The 22,768-nt window shown below is 35.1% G+C and carries 17 protein-coding genes; 4 read left to right on the forward strand and 13 right to left on the reverse strand.

The window, feature by feature from the left end; genetic code table 11:
* The 5 genes from LBU54_RS05775 to LBU54_RS05795 all read right to left on the reverse strand — a co-directional run.
* On the reverse strand, nt 1–4,157 hold a 4,157-nt coding region (locus LBU54_RS05775; protein ID WP_224527077.1), incomplete at its 3' end, for a choice-of-anchor L domain-containing protein.
* Between the two features lie 294 nt (nt 4,158–4,451).
* Complete coding sequence (locus tag LBU54_RS05780) at nt 4,452–6,233, reverse strand: T9SS type B sorting domain-containing protein (protein WP_224527079.1); 1,782 nt, start codon at nt 6,231–6,233, stop codon at nt 4,452–4,454.
* Nucleotides 6,234–6,267: 34 nt separating this feature from the next.
* Nucleotides 6,268–9,657 (reverse strand): T9SS type B sorting domain-containing protein, encoded by a 3,390-nt coding sequence (locus LBU54_RS05785; RefSeq protein WP_224527081.1) that lies wholly within the window; start codon nt 9,655–9,657, stop codon nt 6,268–6,270.
* A 108-nt stretch (nt 9,658–9,765) separates the two neighbouring features.
* Nucleotides 9,766–10,593, reverse strand: coding sequence for an ABC transporter permease (locus LBU54_RS05790; RefSeq protein WP_224527083.1), 828 nt, complete (start codon nt 10,591–10,593; stop codon nt 9,766–9,768).
* Nucleotides 10,594–10,646: 53 nt separating this feature from the next.
* Nucleotides 10,647–11,546 carry an ABC transporter ATP-binding protein gene (locus tag LBU54_RS05795; protein WP_224527085.1) on the reverse strand — a complete coding sequence of 300 codons (900 nt, stop codon included), beginning with the start codon at nt 11,544–11,546 and terminating at the stop codon, nt 10,647–10,649.
* A gap of 129 nt (nt 11,547–11,675) precedes the next feature.
* Here LBU54_RS05795 and LBU54_RS05800 point away from each other — a divergent pair, with 129 nt between their 5' ends.
* Nucleotides 11,676–12,737 (forward strand): hypothetical protein, encoded by a 1,062-nt coding sequence (locus LBU54_RS05800; protein WP_224527087.1) that lies wholly within the window; start codon nt 11,676–11,678, stop codon nt 12,735–12,737.
* Between the two features lie 3 nt (nt 12,738–12,740).
* Here LBU54_RS05800 and LBU54_RS05805 read toward each other — a convergent pair whose 3' ends face one another.
* The 5 genes from LBU54_RS05805 to LBU54_RS05825 form a co-directional block, all read right to left on the reverse strand.
* Complete coding sequence (locus LBU54_RS05805; RefSeq protein WP_224527089.1) at nt 12,741–13,256, reverse strand: plasmid pRiA4b ORF-3 family protein; 516 nt, start codon at nt 13,254–13,256, stop codon at nt 12,741–12,743.
* Between the two features lie 29 nt (nt 13,257–13,285).
* Entirely contained in the window at nt 13,286–14,317 is a 1,032-nt protein-coding gene (locus tag LBU54_RS05810; protein ID WP_224527090.1) for a COX15/CtaA family protein, read from the reverse strand.
* 3 nt (nt 14,318–14,320) lie between these two features.
* A complete protein-coding gene (locus LBU54_RS05815) occupies nt 14,321–15,736 on the reverse strand; it encodes a CCA tRNA nucleotidyltransferase (protein WP_224527092.1) in 1,416 nt (471 codons plus the stop codon).
* Between the two features lie 142 nt (nt 15,737–15,878).
* Nucleotides 15,879–16,796 carry a polysaccharide pyruvyl transferase family protein gene (locus tag LBU54_RS05820; protein WP_224527095.1) on the reverse strand — a complete coding sequence of 306 codons (918 nt, stop codon included), beginning with the start codon at nt 16,794–16,796 and terminating at the stop codon, nt 15,879–15,881.
* A 4-nt stretch (nt 16,797–16,800) separates the two neighbouring features.
* The gene (locus LBU54_RS05825) at nt 16,801–17,601 is read right to left on the reverse strand and encodes a glycosyltransferase family 2 protein (protein WP_224527098.1); all 801 of its coding nucleotides are present in this window, start codon (nt 17,599–17,601) and stop codon (nt 16,801–16,803) included.
* 69 nt (nt 17,602–17,670) lie between these two features.
* On the opposite strand from LBU54_RS05825, the gene LBU54_RS05830 reads away from it, so the two are divergent.
* Nucleotides 17,671–18,429 carry a lipopolysaccharide kinase InaA family protein gene (locus tag LBU54_RS05830; RefSeq protein WP_224527102.1) on the forward strand — a complete coding sequence of 253 codons (759 nt, stop codon included), beginning with the start codon at nt 17,671–17,673 and terminating at the stop codon, nt 18,427–18,429.
* On the opposite strand, the gene LBU54_RS05835 is transcribed toward LBU54_RS05830, so the two are convergent.
* Nucleotides 18,426–19,187, reverse strand: a complete 762-nt coding sequence (locus LBU54_RS05835; RefSeq protein ID WP_224527104.1) for a glycosyltransferase family 2 protein — start codon at nt 19,185–19,187, stop codon at nt 18,426–18,428. The two genes, LBU54_RS05830 and LBU54_RS05835, sit on opposite strands and share 4 nt — an antisense overlap.
* Before the next feature lie 41 nt (nt 19,188–19,228).
* On the opposite strand from LBU54_RS05835, the gene LBU54_RS05840 reads away from it, so the two are divergent.
* A complete protein-coding gene (locus LBU54_RS05840; protein WP_224527107.1) occupies nt 19,229–20,053 on the forward strand; it encodes a glycosyltransferase family 2 protein in 825 nt (274 codons plus the stop codon).
* Here LBU54_RS05840 and LBU54_RS05845 read toward each other — a convergent pair.
* Together LBU54_RS05845 and LBU54_RS05850 are read right to left on the reverse strand one after the other, a co-directional pair.
* A complete protein-coding gene (locus LBU54_RS05845) occupies nt 20,045–21,109 on the reverse strand; it encodes a glycosyltransferase family 9 protein (protein WP_224527110.1) in 1,065 nt (354 codons plus the stop codon). The two genes, LBU54_RS05840 and LBU54_RS05845, sit on opposite strands and share 9 nt — an antisense overlap.
* 29 nt (nt 21,110–21,138) lie before the next feature.
* Nucleotides 21,139–21,954, reverse strand: a complete 816-nt coding sequence (locus LBU54_RS05850; protein ID WP_224527113.1) for a 2,3,4,5-tetrahydropyridine-2,6-dicarboxylate N-succinyltransferase — start codon at nt 21,952–21,954, stop codon at nt 21,139–21,141.
* Between the two features lie 376 nt (nt 21,955–22,330).
* Here LBU54_RS05850 and ruvX point away from each other — a divergent pair, with 376 nt between their 5' ends.
* Nucleotides 22,331–22,744: a Holliday junction resolvase RuvX gene (ruvX, locus tag LBU54_RS05855; protein WP_224527116.1), complete on the forward strand. Its 414-nt coding sequence runs from the start codon at nt 22,331–22,333 to the stop codon at nt 22,742–22,744.
* Nucleotides 22,745–22,768 lie beyond the last annotated feature (24 nt).

The following is a 22,768-nucleotide window of genomic DNA, read 5'->3' on the forward strand; positions in this document are numbered from 1 at the left end:
CCAAAATTTGTATTTGCGGAGACAATCAACGGGAGATTGTCCAGACAGATAACCTGGTCTGGTATGTCTATTTCTGGAAGGGGATGAATGATTATTGAAAATTGCTCTATACTAAAGCAACCAGTACTATTATTTTCAACTCTTGCATAGATAATTTCATCGTTAAATGCAATGTAATTAGTTTCAATTGAATTGGTTGCGTTTGTGGCATCCATATTTGTGTTATAGTAATTTATTGAATAGGCATTTGGATCAAGAGCACCTAAAATTGTGTTATTTTGTTGCGATAAATCAAATTCCAATAAACCGTCAAAGTCATCGTCACAAGATGCTAAATCGCTTAATTCGTTAATTAGAGGAGATGGATTTACGTTTAAATTAAACTCATATATCGCAAAGCATTGTGTTGTGGTAAATTCTACTCGTGCAAATATTGTATCAAATGCGCTTTGGTAGGTATAGTTGTGATCGAGTATGTTGGTTTCGGCTTCAGCATCGGCTAAATTTGAATAATAATTGATTTCAATATTAAAAACAGAATCTGTTATCACAGAATTTATTTCATTAAGATCAAAGGTGTTGGTGTCATTTTCACAAATATCATAGACCTGAAAATCATTAATTACAGGAGGTAGATATACCGTTAGCTCTATAGGAACTGTAACAAAACAATTAGAAATTGTATTGGTTACTTTTAAATACACCGTCTCGGGATTAGAATTATTAGAATAATTTTCAGGATCTGTAATCTGATTCGTATTATTTTCTGCATCAGCCAAATTTCTGAAATATGCAATCTCAATGTTGTCCTGTCTAACATCGAGTATATCAAATTCTGCTACTGTTAAATCAAAGGTTACGGAGCCATCGTAATCCGTATCACACTGCACTAAGGGCTGTGATGGATTTACCTGGGGTACCTGGATTACATTTAGCTCAAATGAAATTACAGAGTTACAGATGGTTCCATTATCTATCTGTACATAGATCTGCTGTGGATTTACTGTGTTGGTAAATTCTAATGGTAATGGATTTAAACCATTTTCTGCATTGAATTGTGAAGTGTAGAAAGTAACATTTAGATTCTCAGGAATACCTTGTACGATTTCGTTTATTTTTTCATTTAAATCGAATGTTTCAAAACCATCATTAGAGGTATCATCACAAACAAACCAGTCTGTTGGTATATTGTACAATGGATTTGTACCGACTTCTATTGTAAAGTTCGATGTGTCGAAGCAGTCTTGATCTGTAAGGTTTTCTACACGAACAAATATTGTTTGGGGGTTGCTTATGTTTTGATAAGTATTGTCCTTATCAATAGCATTAATGCGATTGTCCGCATCATTCTGATTAAGATAATACAAAACTTGTTTTCCAATCTGGCCATTAAGTATTTCATTATCCTTTGTATTGAAAATAAAATCACCAATACCATCACTATTATCCTCGCATATTCTGTAATTGCTTATTGTGCTAAAAATCGGCAGTGTGTTTACAATTATATCAAGACTTTCAATCGAGTAACATCCTGTATTTGTATTTTCTACTCGGATAGTTACCGTTTCTGTTTCGGCATTATAATTCGTAGTATTTAAAATGGGATTTACTGCATTTTCTGCATTCTGAATTGTATTATAAAACGTTATGGCTCTGTCATTTGTGTTTGACACTACTTCTGGAATAACACTTTCTAGATCAATTAAAAAGAAGGCGTCTTGATCATCGTCGCAAATAACTATTGGGTTTAGAGTTGAGGTAACAGGCGCTTCTAATACTGTAATATTGAATGCGTTAACATCATGACATCCTGTATCTAGAGATTGTATTCTTGGATAAACTGTAAAAGGATTAGAAGTATTCGTATAAAAGTTTGGTAGCGCATTTGTGTTTGCATCTGCATCACTTTCTGACAAAAAATAACTCACCCCAAAGTTTGATTGTCCTTGGGTAACCAAATTATCAAACTGAGAGAGTTCAATTGTTGTAAAACCATCTTGATCTTCATCGCACAACGTTTGGTCATCAATAGGGTCGAACTCCTGTATAGGAGTAAGTATGAGTTGAATCTCAGCAGAATCTTGACATGTAGTACTTTCAAGTCCTAAATATAATGTTTGAGGATTACTTGAAGGTGTGTAGGGTACAGTTTGGTCAATAGGGTTAACTTGATTGTCTCTGTCTGTTTCAGATTCATAAAAAGCTACCGTTACATTCTCAAGATTATTAATAATTCCGTCGGCAACATTGATAAGATCAAATTCTTCCACGCCATCATTGTCAACATCGCAAGCAGAATAGTCATTTATGTTTGTTCCTGTTAATAGGAGATTTGTATGAATTTCTATTGGTGTTATTGATGCGCATCCCGTAGTATTGCTTTCAACACGAATAAAGACAATCTGAACATCTTGAGTGATATTGTCATAATTAGTACTATCTCCAATTGGATTGCTACCAATTAAAGCATCATCGTATAACTCATGAAACGTAACTGTTACATCGGTTAATCCTTCAAGAACATCTGGAATAATGGAGGTTAAATCAAATGTTGCAAACCCGTCATGTTCTGGATCGCAGGCATCGATGTAGTGAGATTCTGTATTAATTACAGGATTATCTAAAACACTAATGTCTAGTGCCGTTGTGCTTACACATCCTGTAAGTGGGTTTTGTACACTAACATAAACAGTTTCGTTAGTATTTGTATTTACATAAGGTAATGGAATGGCATTACTACCAGTTTGCGCATCTCCAGGATTATCATGATAAGTAACAACAAGTTGGTTTTGCCCGTTAGTAATTTCAACATCTTTTACACTTAAATCAATTGTGGTATAGCCGTCTGCAGTTTGGTCATCACAAACTTCTAAAGGTGTCGGATCTACAATATTTGGCAACTCGTTTACAACAAGATCGAATGTCGAAAAAGCTAGACAACCGTTATCAGTATCCTCAATTCTTACATATACAGACTGTGGATTTGATGAGTTTTGAAACGGGGCTAAGATTGAATTAGTACCTGTTAAGGCATCATTTGTTGTAAAATGATATGTAATATTATAATTGGCGGGAGGTACCGCACTAAATACTTCTGCATCCTTTGTAGAAAGATCAAATAACGCTACGCCGTCATTGGTACTATCGTCACAGACTTCATAATTAGTTATAGGGCTTGCTGGTTGCGTTGAACTGAGTGAGATATTAATATCGTCTTGAATAGTACATATGCCATTTGGAAGTGGAATTTCAATTTGTACTCTATAATTGCCAGATTGCACGGCATCAAAAGTTGCATTGTTTTCACCTGGAATTAGAGCATTGTTAAAGTACCATGAATAGTGTGCCTGGGGATTTTGAATATCGCCATTTAGCAGTACACTGCTCGCACAAGTTTCAATATCTGCACCTAGCTCTACTGTCGCATTAAAACTACTACCTTCTAAAAAGACAGCAGAATCATAATTTTCATCGGTTTGGTCGGCAATCACTAACTTAATTTGGTATTGCACATTTGGTTGAATTGAAGCTGTTGCGGTTAGTACAGAAGTTCTTCCATTGTAGTTAGTATCGCCTATATTATAACCTTCAAAATATTGAGCGTTTGAAGCGTCGCAGAAGCCCACTATTTCGTCATGTACGGTATTTGTGTTAACAGGTGTCGAGGTACCAGGTACCAAAGCAATATTAGTATATGGGCTGCCACTTCCTGCCTCTCTAATTAATAAAGCAAATCCATCTGAATATTGACAAGGGAAGTTTCCGAAGTATTCTTCTGAAGCTAGTATATAATTGAACTGTATTTGATTTGAAATGGAAATAAATTCAAACTCTATCGATGTTGCATTTAAAGTCCCTGAAATCCCTAAAGCGGTTTCTAAATCACTATCTGTTGTCCAAGAATTGCCACCTTCATTAAGTACTGATGTATTTTGGCCATTTCCAGCTGAAAGTGCATTGCCAGTCGTAAGAACAATTCCATTTTCAAACGGAAATGAGGAACCAGCTCTTTCAAAATAACCGTAACTCCCTAGTCCTGATATCGAACCATTAATAGGTGATGAAATATTAGAAACTTCTACACAACCTTGTATCAATGTATTTTCGATAAGATCCTGTGGCGTAACAGTGTTATCTACAGTAATTTGTTGAGCCATTCCTAAAGTACTGCACGCACAAAAAAATATGAGGATAAAGCGGTTAATGCAAAACATAAAATTAGGTTAAGCTTAAAAGTGTTCTTTGGGACGTTTGGGGCAGTCACAATGGTTACTCTTAAAATGCGAGGAAAAGTAGAATTTATTTAGATGAAATACAAAAAAATACGTTGAAATACATAAAAAGTTAACAAATAAAGAGGATTTTGAATCAATACATAGAGAAATCCATGAGTTATAAGTTTTTGAAGATTGTGTAGAGGAGAATAACGACCAATTCTGAATTAGAAACCGCTAATAGTTTACATACACCCAGCCAACTATAGGTTTGTAATTAGGGTCATTGAGATTTAGTACATAAAAATAGGTGCCAACAGGAACAACATTACCATTAGCATTAATTCCTTTGTTAACTTTTCCGTCCCACAGTTTATCATTATTACCCTTGAAAATTAGATCACCATAACGGTTGTATATCAATAGTTCGTGGTCAGTAAAAATATTATAGAGCCCTTGGATATTAAACCAGTCGTTAGCGTTATCGTTGTTTGGAGAGAATCCACTTGGAACGACGGGAGGACAATTTTCAACTACTAGTGTAAATTCAAAAATGTCATAACATGGAGGATTGGCCACTCTAGCATAAATAGTTTCAGGCTGTGAAAGATTGGTATAGGCTGTTGGAATCAAAATTTCATTTGAGTTGTTTTCTAAGTCTTCAATAGAGCGATGAAATGAAATATCCGTTTCATTAATGTTTAAGGACAACATAGCATCAAGAAGGTTGTATGTTGAGCTTTCAAATCCTTCGTTACAGCCAAAAAGACTAGGTAATGTTATACTGTCAGGAATAAGTAATAATTCAATATCCTCAAAAGTAACATTATTGTCTTCATTGGTTTCCGTCACCGTTCCATTCATATTGCCATCATCATCCACAATACCAATTATTGTGATATTAGCGTTTGACCCTTCAGGTATATTTACAAATGTTGAAGAACTTTCAGAACCATTTATAGGAATTGGGTTAGTGGTTTCGCTTTGCCCAATTAAAATGCCGTCCAAATAGAATGCTATTGGTGTATTTGCAGGTAAAGTCGCAGTGCTATTAAAATTATTTACTGTATAGAAAATTTCAACAGTATTATCCCCACAGTTTACTAAATTTCCATCAATATTCATTGTTGCATCTGGTAATTGGCTATTTAGAACAGTAATAATGTTATTTATCATTACAAAATCTTGACCAGAAGTCAACGAAATTGTTGCAGAAGTATCGCCAATAGCTATGTTATCTTGAATATCATAGACGTCAATATCCATATTGTATAAATCTGTAGCTCCTGTAAAGGAATTCGTTCCATTAAAGGCATTGTTCGCTGGATTTAAAGGTAAATTACTTATTACATTGCCATTAATTGTGAGTTGTTCATTTATAGCTAAGGATCGGTCACCTTCCCAGGCAATAAACCCTATTTTCGCATCTTCATTATCCAGAACATTTAGGTTGTCAAGAGTGATATTAAGTAATGTTGGTACACTTTGTAAACCGTCATAAACATTCAATTGGTTAAGTGGTAAGCCTTCATCTTGAAAAATAACCGTAATGGCCCAACCGCCAAAATTTGTTCCTGTAGGACAATAGGGCGTAATTATATCCAAAAGATCAAAATCAGATACCGTGTACTCTGTGCTCCCTTCACTGACAATTTGAGCTGTTACATCGGCAAATGCTGCAAAAAATATCCGATTTTCATCTAAGGCGTCGCTAAACGTACGTTCTGCTGTAATAGCATTACCATTTAAAGTTATATTAAAGTCACCATTCCCAGAACCAGCCCAATATAGATAGGCTGCAACAACAGTTTGATTTGGTGATAATGTGAGTGTTGCAGTAGATGAGGTTTGAATGATACAGGGCGTGTTAGGGCCATTTTCAAATACATTCATTGTATTTCCAATTGCGGTATAGTCATATCTACCGTTAAATTGTTCAAACAATGTTACATCTTGCGCAAGAAGAGGGATAGTTGCACCAAACAGAAGCGAATAAAATATGTATTTAAATCGTCTCAAAGCCTAAGTTTGGTAAGACTAATGTACATATTTTTTAACGCTTTAGGGTAAAATGGCTTGTAAAGGTTCTGCCGTCCTGCAGGTTGACCTTGAACCAGTAGTCCGATGTGGGCATTTTGTTTCCGTTGAAAGTGCCGTCCCATCCCGGCCCGAGCGGATCGAGTTCCTTTAGCAGTTTTCCGTACCTGTCGAAAATGAGTATTGAGGTATCGGCTTGGAACTGTTCCGTAATGCCGTAGACCTGCCAGAAGTCGTTGTTGTCGTCTCCGTTTGGCGTGAAGTACTTTGGAAAGCCAATGACCGATACCAGTTCCTCGGCGATGCCGCAGTTGTTCCGGTCCCTTACGTACACGGTATAGAGGCCGGGCTGAACATCGTTGAAGACATTGCTTTCCTGGTAGGGTCCGTTGGGATTGTCCAGTGCGTACTCGTATACACCCTCACCGGTTACGAGTACCGTAATGGAGTTGTTCCTTGTGGCATCAACAACTTCGATATCCGTTATGGTGGCAATGTTGGAGGGCAGTACGTTTATGGTCCTGTCCTTGAAACAACCGTTGGTATTGGTCACCGTCACTGTATAGATGCCTGGCTGGTTTACCTCTATGGAAGTCGTATTCTCTCCTGTGGACCAGTCGTAGCTGTAGTTGCTTGGCGCGTCGTCTATGACGCCTCCATCAAGTACTACGGTCTCAGGGAAGAAGTTGAGGCAGTAAATGGTCTCTGCCTGAGTTTCTATGTTCGGGAGCTCGAATACGGTGAGCTCCACCTCGCTGATGCCGAAGCACGCGTTGTCGTTTTCCACCCTTGCGTATATGGTCTGGTTGAAGGCTACTGTATTTGCAAAGGTGCCTCCCAGCGGGTTGTTCTCGATAAGTGCATCGTCGTAGGTTGCGTAGTAGACCACGTCAAGGCCCGTTGGCGCGCCAAGCAGCACTTCGCTGTCGGCATCCGAGAGCTGAAAACTTGCAAAGCCGTCTTCCTGGCCGTCGTCGTCGCAAACTGTTAGGCTTGCGTCGTTGGTGGCAGTAGCGCTGACCTCAAGGGTAACCTCGCCGAAGTCGAAGCAGCCGGTTGCGGTATCGGTAACGCACGCTACGATGACCTGGGGGTTCACGAAGTTCTCGAAGGCATCGCCATCGATAGGGTCTGCCTGCGCGTCTGCATCTGCCTGCGAGAGGTAGTAGGCCACTTCAACCTGAGGGTTGCCTCCCGTAATATCCTCCAGGAGCTGGTTGATGTTGAAGGTGGTAAAGCCATCTGGGATACCGTCCTCGTCGCACTGGAGGACCGAAACGTCATTGGCTTCCGGAATTGGATTGACGATTAAATTAAAGCTACGTGTAGTATAACAGGTTTGATTTAATGTGTTTTCGGCTCTTATGTAGAGCGTCTCATTAAATGCTATTGAATTAATGTAATTAGTAGGTAATGGCGCATTATCCATTTCAGCATCTTCTGGTGTTGCATGAAATGTTACTTCAATTTCTGAGGCATCTTGTGATCCTAATATTAAAGGTATTGATAAATTAAGATCTACATTGGCAATTCCATCAGTAACGTCTCCAAAATTATCACAGAATATTTCATCATCTATTTGTGCAATTTGAGGTGTATTGAAAACTTCCAGTTCAAATGAGTTTAAATCAAAGCAATTTGAATTGTCAACATTATCAACCCTAACAATTATTGTTTGAGGATTTGAAGTATTTAGATATGGAAAGGTGATTTCATTTGCTTTGTTAATCGCATCATCAACAGATTCATAATAGCCAACAATAAATTGATTTGGATCCTGGGTTTCTAATGCTTCCTGGTCTTTATCGTTAAACGTAAATTGAGTAAAACCATCGTTAACTTCATCATCACACACAATCACGTCTGATAAATTATTTGCGACAGGGATATCGAAAATACCAACAACAGCACTACCTTCAATTGGGCATTCGCCATTATTTGGTTCAATAAAAACTTCGTAAAATCCCGGTGCGTCAATAAATAATAGAGGTTGGTTATTACCTGCAATGGGTGTGCCATCAAGGGACCACACATAGTCTGCTCCAGGTAAGTCGTCCGCTTGAAGCGTGTAAGTGTCACCAGTACACAATCTCAATTCTGTGGTACTGATACCATTTCTAATAATATCTGTTTGCGAATTAAATAAAGATTGAATAAATGGTGGTAAACCGATGCGACTTGTATTTGCACCAAACGCACTTGTGCTTAAAAACACACCTTGTTCATTATATATAACTTGTTGACCGTCGGCTTCTGGATTTTCGATTACACCAAGATACCTCGATATATTTACATCTCCAGCAAAACTATATTGAGCTCTGTAAATACGTCTATCAATACCTAATTGCAATGCTCCAGCACTCATAGTATTAGAGGAATGAACAACCTGCTGTGAATTAGGTATGTTGGTGCTTTCTAAATCCCATTGCAGTACTTGACTTGCGCCACCACCACCAGGACCAAAACCAACGGTTGCATATACCTTTCTGTTTTCAGCTGAGAATTCTACGCCGTAGGGGCTGTTATTATTTTGCGCACTGTAAAGTTCTAGAGCGTTTGAGACAATTCCTGTATCATTATTAAAATCAAATAAATAAATTCCCCCGCCAGCATCTTCAGCCAGTATCGTAGATTCACCAAAATGAGCAACAACCAGTTTGCTGCCATCAGGTGATGCTTTTAAGTAACCTAAAGCATTTCGTCTGTAGCCCTCTATCGGTATATTTGGTCCAACTGTAGAAGTTATAGGTGTTGTATTTACTCCGTTTTCATCCACTTTAAATGCATAAAAGGTATCTCCAAAATGTGTCAAAACCCAAAAAGAGGAGCAATCATCCGCTCTAACGGCTGTAATCTTCTCAGAACACTTCAATTCACTTTGTAGTTGATCCGTTGGATCATATGTTATTAAAGGAATATTCTTTTCAACAGCATCAACTGCTCCAAGTCCACCATCATCTAAGATGTTGATTCTAGAATACATAAAACCATCATTTACACCATCGTTGGCACTCATATTTGGAAACGCAGATGTATTGTTATGGTGTGGCTCGTCTACTGTAAATAAGTAGTAAAAGTCAGGGTCTTGAGGTTTGGGGACAATCAGACCTGAGGATGTACTAGAATCATCACCTCTTAGACCTGTGCCGTTAAGCATTATTTGATGATTTCGATTCCAAATAGTGCTTCCATCAGAATAAAACAGGAGATTACCGTCTACGTCTGATATTGACGTACAACCTTCTAAGGTGTTTAATTGGCCATCCGTAACAGCGGTTACCGTACCTTGATCTGCATCAAATCTAACACCAGCATTTTGGCCAAAATACCAAAACGAGGCTTCGTTTTGAGCACTCATTTGGAAAATAACAAGGAGGAAAATATATAGATAGTTTATTCTCTTCATAACATCTTTAGTGTCCAAGACACAACAACATACTAAAACACCAAGACGTTAACGTACCTTAGTATTAGTATGTTGGTTAATTTTAAATAGCAATTGCTATCAAAGATATTATAAATCTCTCTTTTTTAATAATCGATAGGATAAAAAGATAAAAAGTGCGGTCCAGCCTAAAACAACTGCAATTTCGTACCAATGCACAGCATAGTCGTAGGCGATTTCTGTTTTTTCAGGAAACTTGGTCATTACAATCCGCTGAATTGGCTGATCTATAAGTTTATACATCGATTCTAGCGGTAAAAAGTTTTTTACTTTAAAAGCATCATCTGCATTTCCAAGTGCCTCATACGCTCCCCAAAATGCTAGCCACTCGACAATATATAGCACAAATAGGAAGCCCAATGCAAAAGCAGAGCGTTTTAAGAGCATTCCAAAGAATAAACACAAGCTAAAGAAGCCAACAAGCTTTACAAAATATGCTAATAGAAATTCTACTTCCCGTAATATGATTGCGGTCTCTGTATAACTCGAATAATATAAACCAATTAAAAAGGTGGCCAAGCCAATTAATACGGTTGCACATAAAGAGAAAAATACAATTGTGTAGAATTTGGATAGAATAAACTCCTTTTTGCTAAGTCCGTCAATAAGATTTTGTTTTAACGTTTTATTACTGTATTCGTTTCCAATCATACTAACAACTACAATGGCAAAAAAGAATTTAAAGTAGGAAGCAAAAAAAGTAGTGATATGCCAAATTATCGGGAAATTGAAAATACCGAGCTCTCCTAATTCCAGTGTAAAAAAACCAAAGAAATTAATCTTAATAGAGGATAAAACAAGTACTGTAAATGGTAATATAAACGATACAAAAATCAGTATACGGCTTACCTTATTTAGCCATAGTTTTTGTAATTCTAATTTGATGAGACGTAGCATAAATTTGATTGGTTTTGCTTCAATTTTTACAAAAGAAGCTGTTTTTTAATTGATTATTGATTATCGGTTAGTTGTAAAAATTGTTCTTCAAGACTTTCTTTACGCTTCACTAAATGGGACAAGGTAATTCCTTTCTTAAACATAAATGTATTAAAGTCTGAAGCAGACATTGGCTCATTTAAAAATGCCGTTATGAGATCGTCTTCAACCTTTACCTTACCAAAATTTTCATGGTTTTCTAACAATTGAATTAGTTCGTCGTGTTTGTCTGATTTCAACTCAAAAAAACCATGACTACTAATCATTTCGTCAACTCTTCCAGAATATAATTTTTCACCTTTGCGAAGCACAACAACATGTGAGCAGACTTTCTCTACTTCATCTAATAAATGTGAAGCCAGTAAAATTGTGGTTCCGTTTTTCGCTATTTCCTTTATTATCTGTCTTATTTGATGAATTCCTTGCGGATCGAGGCCATTTGTTGGTTCATCTAAAATCAAGATTTCAGGATCGTTAAGAAGGGCAGAGGCAATAGCTAAACGTTGCTTCATACCAAGAGAATAAGTCCTGAATTTGTGATCCTTACGATCAAGGAGACCAACAATTTCTAGTTTTTCTGAAATTTTACTTTCATCAACACCTTTAATTCTACAGACTAATTTCAGGTTTTGTTCTGCAGTCATATACGGATAAAAATTGGGACGCTCTATTATAGCTCCCACTTGCTTTAAAGCATCATGTGTTGAAATATCGCCATCAAACCAATGAAAATCACCACTGGTTTTATTAACAACATTTAATACAATGCCTAGTGTAGTTGATTTACCACTACCATTTGGACCTAATATGCCGTAGACATTTCCTTTGTTTATAGTAAAACTTAAATCCTTGACTGCAGTTAAATAGCCAAATTTTTTAGTAAGATTATTGATTGATAATATTGGTTGCTCCAAAATTGACTGGTTTTATTAATTGATTGATTAAAAGGTACTGAAAAAAGTACAGACCTTGTGGTTATTAATGTAAGACGATTGAGGGATTTATTTGTTACAATTTTTAAATAAAAGGATTAAATTTAGACAATGGAAGACGATGTAAAAATTTCAAAAAGGAAACCTTCTTACCCTGTTTCTAGTGAACTAGATTCTTATTTGTCTAATTACAGAAGGAATATAAATTTACCAATTTTCTATGAGGATCTATTGCGCTTTCAAGGTTCTGTAATTGTATACGATGATAATGATGAAGATACACTTTGGATAAGAGTTTACTACAGTGATTCTGATAGGGATGAAATAGACAATAGTTTGAAAAAAGTCTATTCTTATTTGGTGTCTGATGGTGGTGATTGGATTTTGAAATACCTTAATGTTGATGCCATTGATTACTGCACCTTTGGAAATTCTAAGCCATTTAGAATTAAAGTTAGGAATATATTAAATGATAATTTCACATACTTCTATGTAAAAAAGGCAGATGCGTCACGTATTTATGGTTTGGAATTAGAGCATATGTTATCTCCATATAACCTTAATTTTCTTGTGTGTCGTGATACCTTAATTGAAGAGCATATTGCAGGTATTCCTGGAGATGAGTTCATAAAGAATAGTCTCAAGGATAGAAGCAGCTCTGAAAAAGCACAGATAGCAAAGGAGTTTATAAAGTTTAATGAACGTTGCACCATCACACTTTTAGGTGATATGCGCTCTTATAATTATGTCATCATACCCATACATGATTTTGATCAAGTCATTTTTAAAATTAGAGCCATTGATTTTGATCAACAATCTTATGAAGGTAATTTAAAAATATACATGCCTCAGTTTTTTAAAGAGAATTATAAGATGGTAAAAATGGTTCAAGATAAAATTCAAGAAGAGTCAATTGAGCAATATAAAATTGAAGAGCGATCTATCGTAGCAAAACGAATTATTAGTTATAAAGATAGGCTAAACGCCCTGTTAGATTGTATGGAGTCTGATGAGATTTCAACACAAAATCATATAGATAGATTAAAAGAGGAAATTTATAATTATTCCCATGATAAAAACTTTAGGTCGTGCAAATCTATGGGAGAAATCGTTAAGAACATTCTTATTTTTGTAAAGCGTAATTACGAGAATGTGAGTACAAAAAGGCTATAAAAATCAATTCCAGTTTTCGTCAAAATCTAGATCACCATAATCATCTATATCTAGGTCATCTTCAAATTCATCAAAAGCATCGTCAGATTCTGATTCAAATGCTTTTTCTGGTGCCTCATCTGGAATTTGACCATGCACAAACATTAAATTTGGATAGTCCGTTCCTTCTGCCTCTTCAACAATCTCCGCAAGCTCAACATAAAATGTCCACATACTAAGAAAATCATACACATATATTAATTTTGGTGAAGCCTCATGAACAACATCCTTAATTATGGTCTGATTCATTACGCGCACTTCATTGCCAGCTTCGCTCATATCAAACATAGCAATCTCTTCACCTTGATTCCATTCATCATCACTAATGTAAAATGAGGCCATTTCCATACCGTCAAAACCAAATGATTGTGTAATGATATTGTGTAAATCTTCCATTGTGTCTGTTTCTCGGATTTCTAAATCCCTAAAAACATCATCTTCGGTATCGTTATCTAATATGACTCTGAATCTGTAAATCATTTCTAAATATTGTATTGTAAATATAAAACTTAATTTGTTGCTTTCAGTTCTCTTGTTTGCGTACTTTCCAATAGAATATAAAACTGAATTCCGATTAAAATAGTAGCGATTGCTAAATGCAGTGGCTGCGATGTAAATGGAAAATTGAAGTAGTACATGGCAATTCCAGTTGCAATTTCAATACCCAAACAGAGCATTACGAAATTTAATTTTTGATAGCCCAACCCCAGTTTTTTGTTTCTAAAAAAAAGAAATCCATTTACCAAAACGACAAGGATGGATAGACTGCGATGCACGTAAAAATTTAATGGTGCTGTGGTTGTAATATCCCAATTTAAATAACCGAATAATTTGTTTTGTACATCTACAAATTGACGTACTTGCGTACCTAAAATGATTTGAACTAAGGTGAGCAAAACTGCAAAAATCAAAATATTTCTAAAGAGAACATCTTTTATTTTAAGTCTCTCAACGGGTCTAGATATAAAAATGAGGTAAAGCAAAATACCAACAATGACCAAGGCCATTACCATATGTATGGTAATCTTATAAGGTGCAAGATTAGAGTCTACGACTGTTTTCCCTAGCCAAGCCTGAAATGCCATTGCAAGGACAGTTATAATTGATAAAATGAGAAATCGTTTTCTGTCTTTCCAAAGCCAGATAGACATTATTGTAAAAATGAGGATAGGTATTCCAGATAGTGCGCCAATTAGCCTATTTATATATTCCACCCAAGTATGTAGAGGGTTGAAAATTGCATAATCATGTGCGGTGTAGGGTTCCCAGTTAGATAAATCTAATTGTTCTCCAGAAACGAATTTAGACTTAGCTACTTGTAATGCCTCATCAACAATTATTACAATACCCTTTTTATATTCATGATTTGGCTTAAACTGTAAATCTGAAACATCTGTTGGTGGTATGTAATATCCAAAACACTTTGGCCAATCAGGACATCCCATTCCAGAGCCCGTCATTCTTACAATGGCGCCAGCACATATTACTAGATAAACAAGTACTAAAGCAATCTTTACTGTCTTTCTATATCTTCTCTTCATATATTATGCTTCAGGTTTTAAACCTAGTGATTTACCTTTTTCTATCATTAATTTGAAAGCAGGCTCATATTCATTCGGAATTTCGCCTTCTAAAATGGCCTCTTTGATAGCTTCTTTTATAATACCAATTTCTCTAGATGGTTTTAAATTGAAGGTTTTCATGATTTCTTCTCCTGAAACAGGTGGTTGAAAATTTCTCACATGGTCACGTTCTTCTACCTCAATTATTTTATCTCTTACTATTTTAAAATTATTGTGGTATTTTTTAAACCTTTGTGGGTTCTTAGTTGTAATATCTGCTTCGCAAAGTGTCATAAGATCATCTACGTAATCTCCTGCATCAAATACTAAGCGTCTTACTGCAGAATCTGTTACATCAGTTGCAAGAACTATTGGCCTAGAACTCATGAGTACCATTTTTTGAACAAACTTCATTTTTTCATTCAAAGGCATTCTAAGACGTTTGAAAAGTTTATAGACCATTTTAGAACCGACAAATTCATGTCCATGAAAGGTCCAGCCAATTTTATCGTGAAACTTCTTGGTAGGTGATTTGCCTATATCATGAAGTAGTGCAGCCCAACGTAACCAAAGGTTGTCTGTCGTTTTGGAGATATTGTCTACAACTTCTAGTGTATGATAGAAATTGTCTTTATGGCGTTGCCCTTCTTTTTCGTCAATTCCTTTTAGTGCTGTCAGTTCTGGCAAAATTAATTCTAGAAGCCCCGTTTTTTCCAACAATTTAAAACCAACAGAGGGTTTATTGCTTTCAAGAATCTTATTTAACTCAACAACAATTCGTTCTTTAGTTATAATTTTTATACGTTCTTTATTTTTCGCAATAGCATTTAAGGACGAGGACTCAATTGTAAAATTTAATTGTGTTGCAAAACGTATTGCTCTCATCATCCTAAGCGGGTCGTCGCTATAAGTAACATCAGGATCTAAAGGTGTTCTAATGATCCCATTTTGTAAATCAGAAAGCCCGTTAAAAGGGTCTAATAAATCACCATAGTTATTCTTATTAAGGCTTAGCGCTAAAGCGTTAATCGTGAAATCTCTTCGATTTTGATCGTCTTCCAAGGTGCCATCTTCTACTATTGGATTTCTGCTATCTTCGTTGTAACTTTCTTTACGAGCACCTACAAATTCTATTTCCAGATCTTCATACCTCAGCATTGCAGTACCATAGGTTTTGAAAATCTTTACTTTAGGATTGTTTGGTAAAATTTTCGAAACACGATTGGCCAATTCTATACCACTTCCAATGGCAACTAGGTCAATGTCCTTGGCGTCACCACGATTTAATAGAAAGTCCCTTACGTACCCGCCAATGACATAGCTTTCAATACCTACATCTGTTGAGGCATCGGCTAGATATTTAAAGATGATATGTTGAAGTGCTTCTTTATGATTCATAACAACACAAACTTCATGTTTGTCAAAGTTTGATGAGCTAAATCTTCTTTTTTTAATAGGCTTGGCAAAGATACGATATGATCAAAGCCTTTACAAGACTTGTTATGGTAATTAATTTATGTTTTTAGCGCTGTTTTGGCATTTATAAATTTAGGTAGTCAAAAACCTTTTCAGCAAATTTGATATTTAGTTCTCTACTTTCTTCAAGTACACCAGAATAGGATTGTGCCTTAGGTAAATCGTTGGTAAAGTTTTCAAATGTCGTAATGACAGACTTGTACTTAAAATCGTAAAATTTTGAAGTTGTTGGGACGACTAATGTTTTTTTCCCCAATAAAATAGCCCAATACATCGCATGGTAGCTGTCTGTAACTAGCGTATTTGATTTGCCAATGAAAGAAATCATATCCTTAAGATTGGTGGTATTGGATGTAAAGGGAAAATCACTTAACCTATTTACTAAGTTTTTATTATTCTTGATTGTTTTTTTACTGTAGAGTATTCCTATGTCTTGTGTTTCCTTATAAGAGTTGTCAAAAATGGAGTGAAGGCAACTAACACAAGGAATCCACTCCGTATCCATACTATAATCTCTTGTACCAACTAAACCAAACTTTTTTAGATCAACGTTGTAGTTTTTGACTTTACCAAATTGAGATCTATCAGTTTCATTATGACCAGCCCCCCAAATCACTGTTTTTTTTCCTCTCGCACCCAACTCTTCAAAAAGTTTCATTTGTCTATCGAAATACTTAATGTTAAGAAGTCCGCCACCTCCAATGATTAAACTGTTGTTTGAAACCTGTTTTATCCAATTTTTAGTAACCTCTTTCTTTAAACTTCTAATATCCGAGATATCAAGATATTTGCCATTTAATTCTTTGAAATAGAGATGAGGAGCACAATAGTAATCGCCAACATTATTCATGTCGTACCTATGAATATTTACAATATCGTTATTTTGTTGATGTAGCTTAAGAACTTTTTTGGCAATTCTTTCTTTTCGTTCATCCCCATCTACAATGGGTAGAAATTTACCTATAGTTTTTTTCAGGGACATTTATTTACAGATATTGTTGTACACCAAATGGGATGTGGGTAATTTTATTTTTGGTAGTGTTGTCCTCAATTTCTTTATTTAAGTGGATATGATCTTTAGACTGCTCGTTATGATAAATATGGTAAACGATACCTCTAAATTTAAGACGTTTTCCTTTTACACCAATATTCAATAAGCGTTGAATCATCTCACTATCATCAATTCCCCAGCCCACTAGATTTTCGTTAAAACCGTTTACCTTTATAAAATCATCTCTCCAAAAAGACATATTACAACCTCTTAATTTTGATGATCTTTTGTCCTGCTCTTTATAAAAACTTGAAAGAAATGGCAGCCTTAGAGTTCTACCGCGTTTTTTTATGCCTTTTGAAAAAAAGTTAAATGAAATCTGTTTCTTTTTGAATAGTTTTTGCAAATGACTCTCCTTAATATTTACTCTGCTACCATATAAAAACGTATTCTTTTTCGCCATGACTAAGTGATCCTTAACAAAATGTTTGTGCATAATTATATCACCATCAATCTCAATAATGTAGTCATATTTTGCCTTCGCAATGGCTTTATTCATAATTTTGGGCTTCTGATTTTTATTATCTTCATGCCATATATGAACGATTGGTACAGGGCTTATTGTTTTAAAGTGATCAATAAGTTCTTTAGTCTCTTGTCTAGATCCATCATCTGCAATTATTATTTCATTTGGTAACCAGCTTTGGTTCAACGCACTCAATAAAAGTAATTCTAAAGCCTCAGGCCAATTATAAGTTGGAGTTACTAAACTACAGGTAGGGGTTTTTCTGGACATCTTAATTTTATTGGTGCCAAAATTAACTATTTAAACTTATTTTTGCTGATCTACAAGATGGATTTTTAAATGAAAAAGGTAATTGCCGAACAGTTTGAATCTAAAACAAAAAAGTTAGACGAGATTATTGAGAATTTTGATTCTCAAGGTAAAGACTTTGGTCAACAAGATAGAAATACTTTAAAATTATTTGAACTAGACGATGATACCATTAACGTGAAGTCATTTAAGGTTCCCAATTTTATCAATCAATTTGCCTATAGGTTTTTTAGAAAAAGCAAAGCGCAACGCTCTTTTGAGTACGCTAATAAACTGATGAAGCTTGGCATTGGTACACCACAACCAATTGCTTATTATGAATACACAACGCCGTTTTTATTTAAAAATAGTTTTTACATATCAAAACAACTGGATGTAGATTTGACATATAGGGAGCTTACCCTGGATTTAAATTTTCCCGAACATGAGCAGATATTAAGAGCTTTCACAAGATTCACATATTTTCTTCATGAAAAGGGCGTAAACTTTTTGGATCATTCACCAGGCAATACATTAATACGGAAAAAAGGAGATTCTTATGAATTCTTTTTAGTTGATTTAAACCGTATGGAGTTTAAAAATTTATCTTTAAAGGAACGCATTGAGAATTTTAGGCGATTAACCACCCATAAATCTATGGTTGAGGTTATGAGTGACGAATATGCAAAATGTTCTGGTACTGATAAGGACAAAATCTTTGAGCTTATGTGGTTAGCAACTGAAGATTTTCAAAAAGCTTACCATAGAAGACGAAATCTTAAAAAGAAGCTAAAATTCTGGAAGAATTAACTCGGTTTTTTTTGATGTAATTCTCTTAGTTTCGAGTATTTTAAAAATGTGATATTGGCCGTTTGTACACAAATAACAAACCCATTAAAGCCATCTAAAAATCCCAATCGCAGGAAATAAGATTTGAAAAAAGCCCAGGTTGGATTCCAGATGATTTTCCATATAGGAGCTTTTTTACCCTTTTCAAAATAGGCTTTTGCGGCAATACTCGAAAAATATTCTGTTTTTTGATTGAATTCAGAATAGCTTTGATAGGTTTTGTGTAGGATGTCACCTTTTAATTTTCCTATTTTAGAATTGGGAGCCATGTTTATGTGGTCATGTGGATTAATACCTTCCCATTTCGCTTTTCTTCTGTCAAATATCCGTAACTTTTTGTTTGGATACCAGTCAGAATATTTAATCCATTGCCCGCAAAAATTATTTAATCTATTGCAATAGTAACCATCGCAGGCCCAATTGGATTTGAGTTTTACAATAGATTCTTGAAGTTCTTCAGAAAGCGACTCATCACCATCTAAGGATACGATGTAATCGTAATTTGCTTTCTCAAGGGCAAAGTTTTTTTGTTCAACATAGCCCAAAAACTGTTGCTCAATAAATATGACATTATAGTTTTTGCATATGGCTTTTGTACTATCTGTAGAAAACGAATCAACCACAAGGATCTCATCCACAACGTTTATCAGCGACTTTAGACACCTCTCGATATTGCGCTGTTCATTGTAGGTAATTATTACGCCAGATAGTTTAATCACTTTTGCATTTTAAGTAGGTAAAAATAGTATTTTTGTCCCACATGAAATCATTTGAGGCATCATTAATAATTAGTACTTACAACCAACCAAAATGGTTAGAAAAAGTACTTTGGAGTTGTGAAAATCAGACAGAAGCAAATTTCGAAGTTATTATAGCAGATGATGGCTCAAAAGATGATACCAAAAAGCTTATTGATACTTTTCAGAAAACATCAAAGCTATTAATAAAGCACGTTTGGCATGAGGATAGAGGTTTTCAAAAAACTATAATTTTAAATAAGGCTATTGTAGCTTCAAATACGGATTATTTAATTTTTACCGATGGAGATTGTGTTTTACGAAACGATTTTATTGCGACTCATTTAAATAATAGAGAGAAAGGCTACTTTTTATCAGGAGGCTATTTTAAACTCCCAATGCACATTAGCGAGTTAATAACAAGGCAAGTTATTTTAGATCAAAAGTGCTTTAATATTAAATGGCTAAAAGAAAAAGGTTTAAAATCTTCATTTAAAAACAATAAATTATCCTCTAAAGGACTAAAAACTAAACTTTTAAATGCACTGACGCCAACTAAAGCGACTTGGAATGGTCATAATGCTTCTGGATGGAAAGCCGATATCATTGAAGCAAATGGTTTCGATGAGCGCATGCAATATGGTGGTGAGGATAGAGAATTGGGTGAACGTTTGTTCAATAAAGACATTAAGGCTAAACAATTGAGATATAGTGCAGTTTGTGTACATTTATATCATGAAAGGGGTTATGTAACACCAGAAATGATTGAAAAAAACCTTAAAATACGGGCGCACACAAAAAAATCTAAAATAACAACGACACCTTTTGGGATAGAAAAATTAAGTTAACTGGTCCAAGAATTCTGTAAGATCTTCTTTAAAATATTCTGGTCTAAAATTCTCGTATAAATTCTTAAAGTCGTTCTTCAGGTCTTTGTAATGTGCAATTTTATTGTACCTTTTACTTTCATAATCTTGAAGATGGACGGATTTATGCCGAATACCATCCTCAAACATGTTCCAAGCTTTTTTATCTATCCATGGTGAAAAAATTGTAAATGTAGGTATATCCAGTGCTTTTGCCATGTTTGTTGCACCACCTTCATTTCCAATTAAAGCTGTGCAATGTATTGTTAATGTTAAGAACTCTCTGAGGCTTTTACCGAATAAATCTAAAAAAATCTGATTTTTTGTAACTGGTTTACAATACTCATAAACTTCTTTGGCATGGCTGTATTGTGTTGGTATGTAGTTGAAGATTAATTGAGCATTTGGTTGCTCGGTGATTATAGTATCAAGGACATGTGCCATGTACTTTAAAGGATAGGTTTTGTTTATACCACTTCCTAAAACAGCTATCATATAAAGTGGTTTTGTTAAGTCCAGACCATTATCTAATAAAATCGTTTCTCCTTTTTGCAATTCAGAAGCAGTAAGGTAAATTTTTGGTTTAATAACCTCTGACTTAATATTAAGAGGTTCTAATAAGCTTAATCTGTTTTCAATGGCTAATCCAGCACTGGTTTTTGGTTCTTTACCTTCCTTGACGGTATGAGTATATAAAAAGGACGTGTACCATTTATATTTAGATATTCTTTTTTTAGCCTTAGTACGAAATGATACGATATTACTCGATGTTTTTGAATAAACATCTATGACAGCATCATAGTTTTCCATTTGAAGGAACTTACCAAATGCCAGAGTTGCTTTAAGGCTATTCTCATGTTCCTTCGTAAAAAAATGAAATTTATCAATAAAAGGATTGTTTTCAACAACTTGATACGTATGCGTGTTTATTACATAATGCAGTTCAGCATCTGGATACTTAGATTTAATAGCTTCAAAAAGGATACTAGATGTCAATACATCACCGATCATTTTTTGTTGTATGATTAATATTTTCATGTTATGAAAACCAAGTTTAAATGTGGCTTTTAGACAGCTACATCATACTCGCGTAATGCATCATTCAAAGAAGTTTTTTTGTCTGTACTTTCTTTACGTTTACCTATAATAAGTGCACAAGGGACTTGATATTCTCCTGCGGAAAATGTCTTTGTATAACTACCAGGAATAACAACAGATCTTGCAGGAACAACACCTTTCATTTCCATTGGCTCGGCACCTGTAACATCAATAATTTTGGTACTCATAGTTAGTACAACATTGGCGCCCAATACGGCCTCCTTTTCAACGCGTACACCCTCTACTACAATACAACGGCTACCGATAAATGCGCCATCTTCAATAATCACAGGTGCGGCTTGTAATGGTTCTAGAACACCACCAATACCAACGCCACCTGAAAGGTGTACGTTTTTACCAATCTGTGCGCAACTCCCTACCGTTGCCCAAGTATCTACCATTGTGCCTTCATCTACATAGGCACCGATATTTACATAACTGGGCATCATAATTACACCTTTAGAAATGTATGCACCATGTCTTGCCACAGCATGAGGTACAACTCTTATACCTTTAAGCGCATAATCTCGCTTTAAAGGAATTTTGTCGTGATATTCAAAAATACCAACTTCATGAGTTTCCATTTTTTGAATAGGGAAATAGAGAACAACTGCTTTTTTAACCCATTCATTAACTTGCCATCCATCTCCTTTTGGTTCTGCAACTCTTAGGGTACCTTCATCCAGTAAGCCAATAACGCTTCTAATAGCATCAACAGTAACTTTATTGTTCAAAAGAGAACGATCTTCCCACGCATTCTCTATAACGTTTTTTAATTGTTCCATCAAATTGTATCCATTTATTTGCACCAAAGATAAGTCCAATACCAAGCAACATAAAATTTTTTGAAATATTTGTGACTAACCCAGAAAAGTAGTGTCTTATAAATGTTAAATCAAGGATAACTAACTATACGTAAGTGTATCTGAGAGTTTAATTAATAGCTAATTTTGAAAACTCCTCTCCCCTTTTTTTGAGGAGTTTTCTTTTTAAAAATATCTGAAGAATGTGACCTACTTAATGTTTTGGTGTCTTATAATTGATTAACGACGTGATTTATTTAAATGAGGGAAATAATATCATGGTTTAATTGATAGCTTAATTAAAACGCTTCTTTAACTAGAAGCGTTTTTTATTTAATCCGTTGTACCTTTGTAGCCTATGGGGCGAATTTTAGCAATAGATTATGGAATGAAGCGAACAGGATTGGCTGTAACTGATGAATTACAGATAATTGCATCTGGTTTAATTACTGTAGATTCAAAAGACATCATAGCGTTTTTGACAAATTATGTTGCAAAGGAGAAGGTTGAAAAAATTGTCGTAGGATTGCCTAAGCAAATGGATAATACAGCATCAGAAAGTGAAATTTATATTCAATTGTTTCTAAAACGTCTAAAGAAGGCATTGCCACAAATCCCTGTTGAAAGAGTAGATGAGCGTTTTACTTCTAAAATGGCATTTCAAACAATGATAGATAGTGGTTTAAAGAAAAAACAAAGACAAAATAAAGCGCTTATTGACGAAATAAGTGCTACACTTATACTGCAGAGTTATTTGGCTTCAAAATCTTAAATAAGAATTGTACTTTTGCTCCCG

Origin of the sequence: Winogradskyella alexanderae, from assembly GCF_020166335.1 — a bacterium.
Lineage (GTDB): Bacteria > Bacteroidota > Bacteroidia > Flavobacteriales > Flavobacteriaceae > Winogradskyella > Winogradskyella alexanderae.

Coding starts and splice junctions, on each gene's coding strand:
- LBU54_RS05785 (WP_224527081.1), bottom strand. CDS start 9,657: ATGAAGAGAATAAACTATCTATATATTTTCCTCCTTGTTATTTTCCAA.
- LBU54_RS05790 (WP_224527083.1), bottom strand. CDS start 10,593: ATGCTACGTCTCATCAAATTAGAATTACAAAAACTATGGCTAAATAAG.
- LBU54_RS05800 (WP_224527087.1), top strand. CDS start 11,676: ATGGAAGACGATGTAAAAATTTCAAAAAGGAAACCTTCTTACCCTGTT.
- LBU54_RS05805 (WP_224527089.1), bottom strand. CDS start 13,256: ATGATTTACAGATTCAGAGTCATATTAGATAACGATACCGAAGATGAT.
- LBU54_RS05810 (WP_224527090.1), bottom strand. CDS start 14,317: ATGAAGAGAAGATATAGAAAGACAGTAAAGATTGCTTTAGTACTTGTT.
- LBU54_RS05815 (WP_224527092.1), bottom strand. CDS start 15,736: ATGAATCATAAAGAAGCACTTCAACATATCATCTTTAAATATCTAGCC.
- LBU54_RS05820 (WP_224527095.1), bottom strand. CDS start 16,796: ATGTCCCTGAAAAAAACTATAGGTAAATTTCTACCCATTGTAGATGGG.
- LBU54_RS05825 (WP_224527098.1), bottom strand. CDS start 17,601: ATGTCCAGAAAAACCCCTACCTGTAGTTTAGTAACTCCAACTTATAAT.
- LBU54_RS05830 (WP_224527102.1), top strand. CDS start 17,671: ATGAAAAAGGTAATTGCCGAACAGTTTGAATCTAAAACAAAAAAGTTA.
- LBU54_RS05840 (WP_224527107.1), top strand. CDS start 19,229: ATGAAATCATTTGAGGCATCATTAATAATTAGTACTTACAACCAACCA.
- LBU54_RS05845 (WP_224527110.1), bottom strand. CDS start 21,109: ATGAAAATATTAATCATACAACAAAAAATGATCGGTGATGTATTGACA.
- LBU54_RS05850 (WP_224527113.1), bottom strand. CDS start 21,954: ATGGAACAATTAAAAAACGTTATAGAGAATGCGTGGGAAGATCGTTCT.
- ruvX (WP_224527116.1), top strand. CDS start 22,331: ATGGGGCGAATTTTAGCAATAGATTATGGAATGAAGCGAACAGGATTG.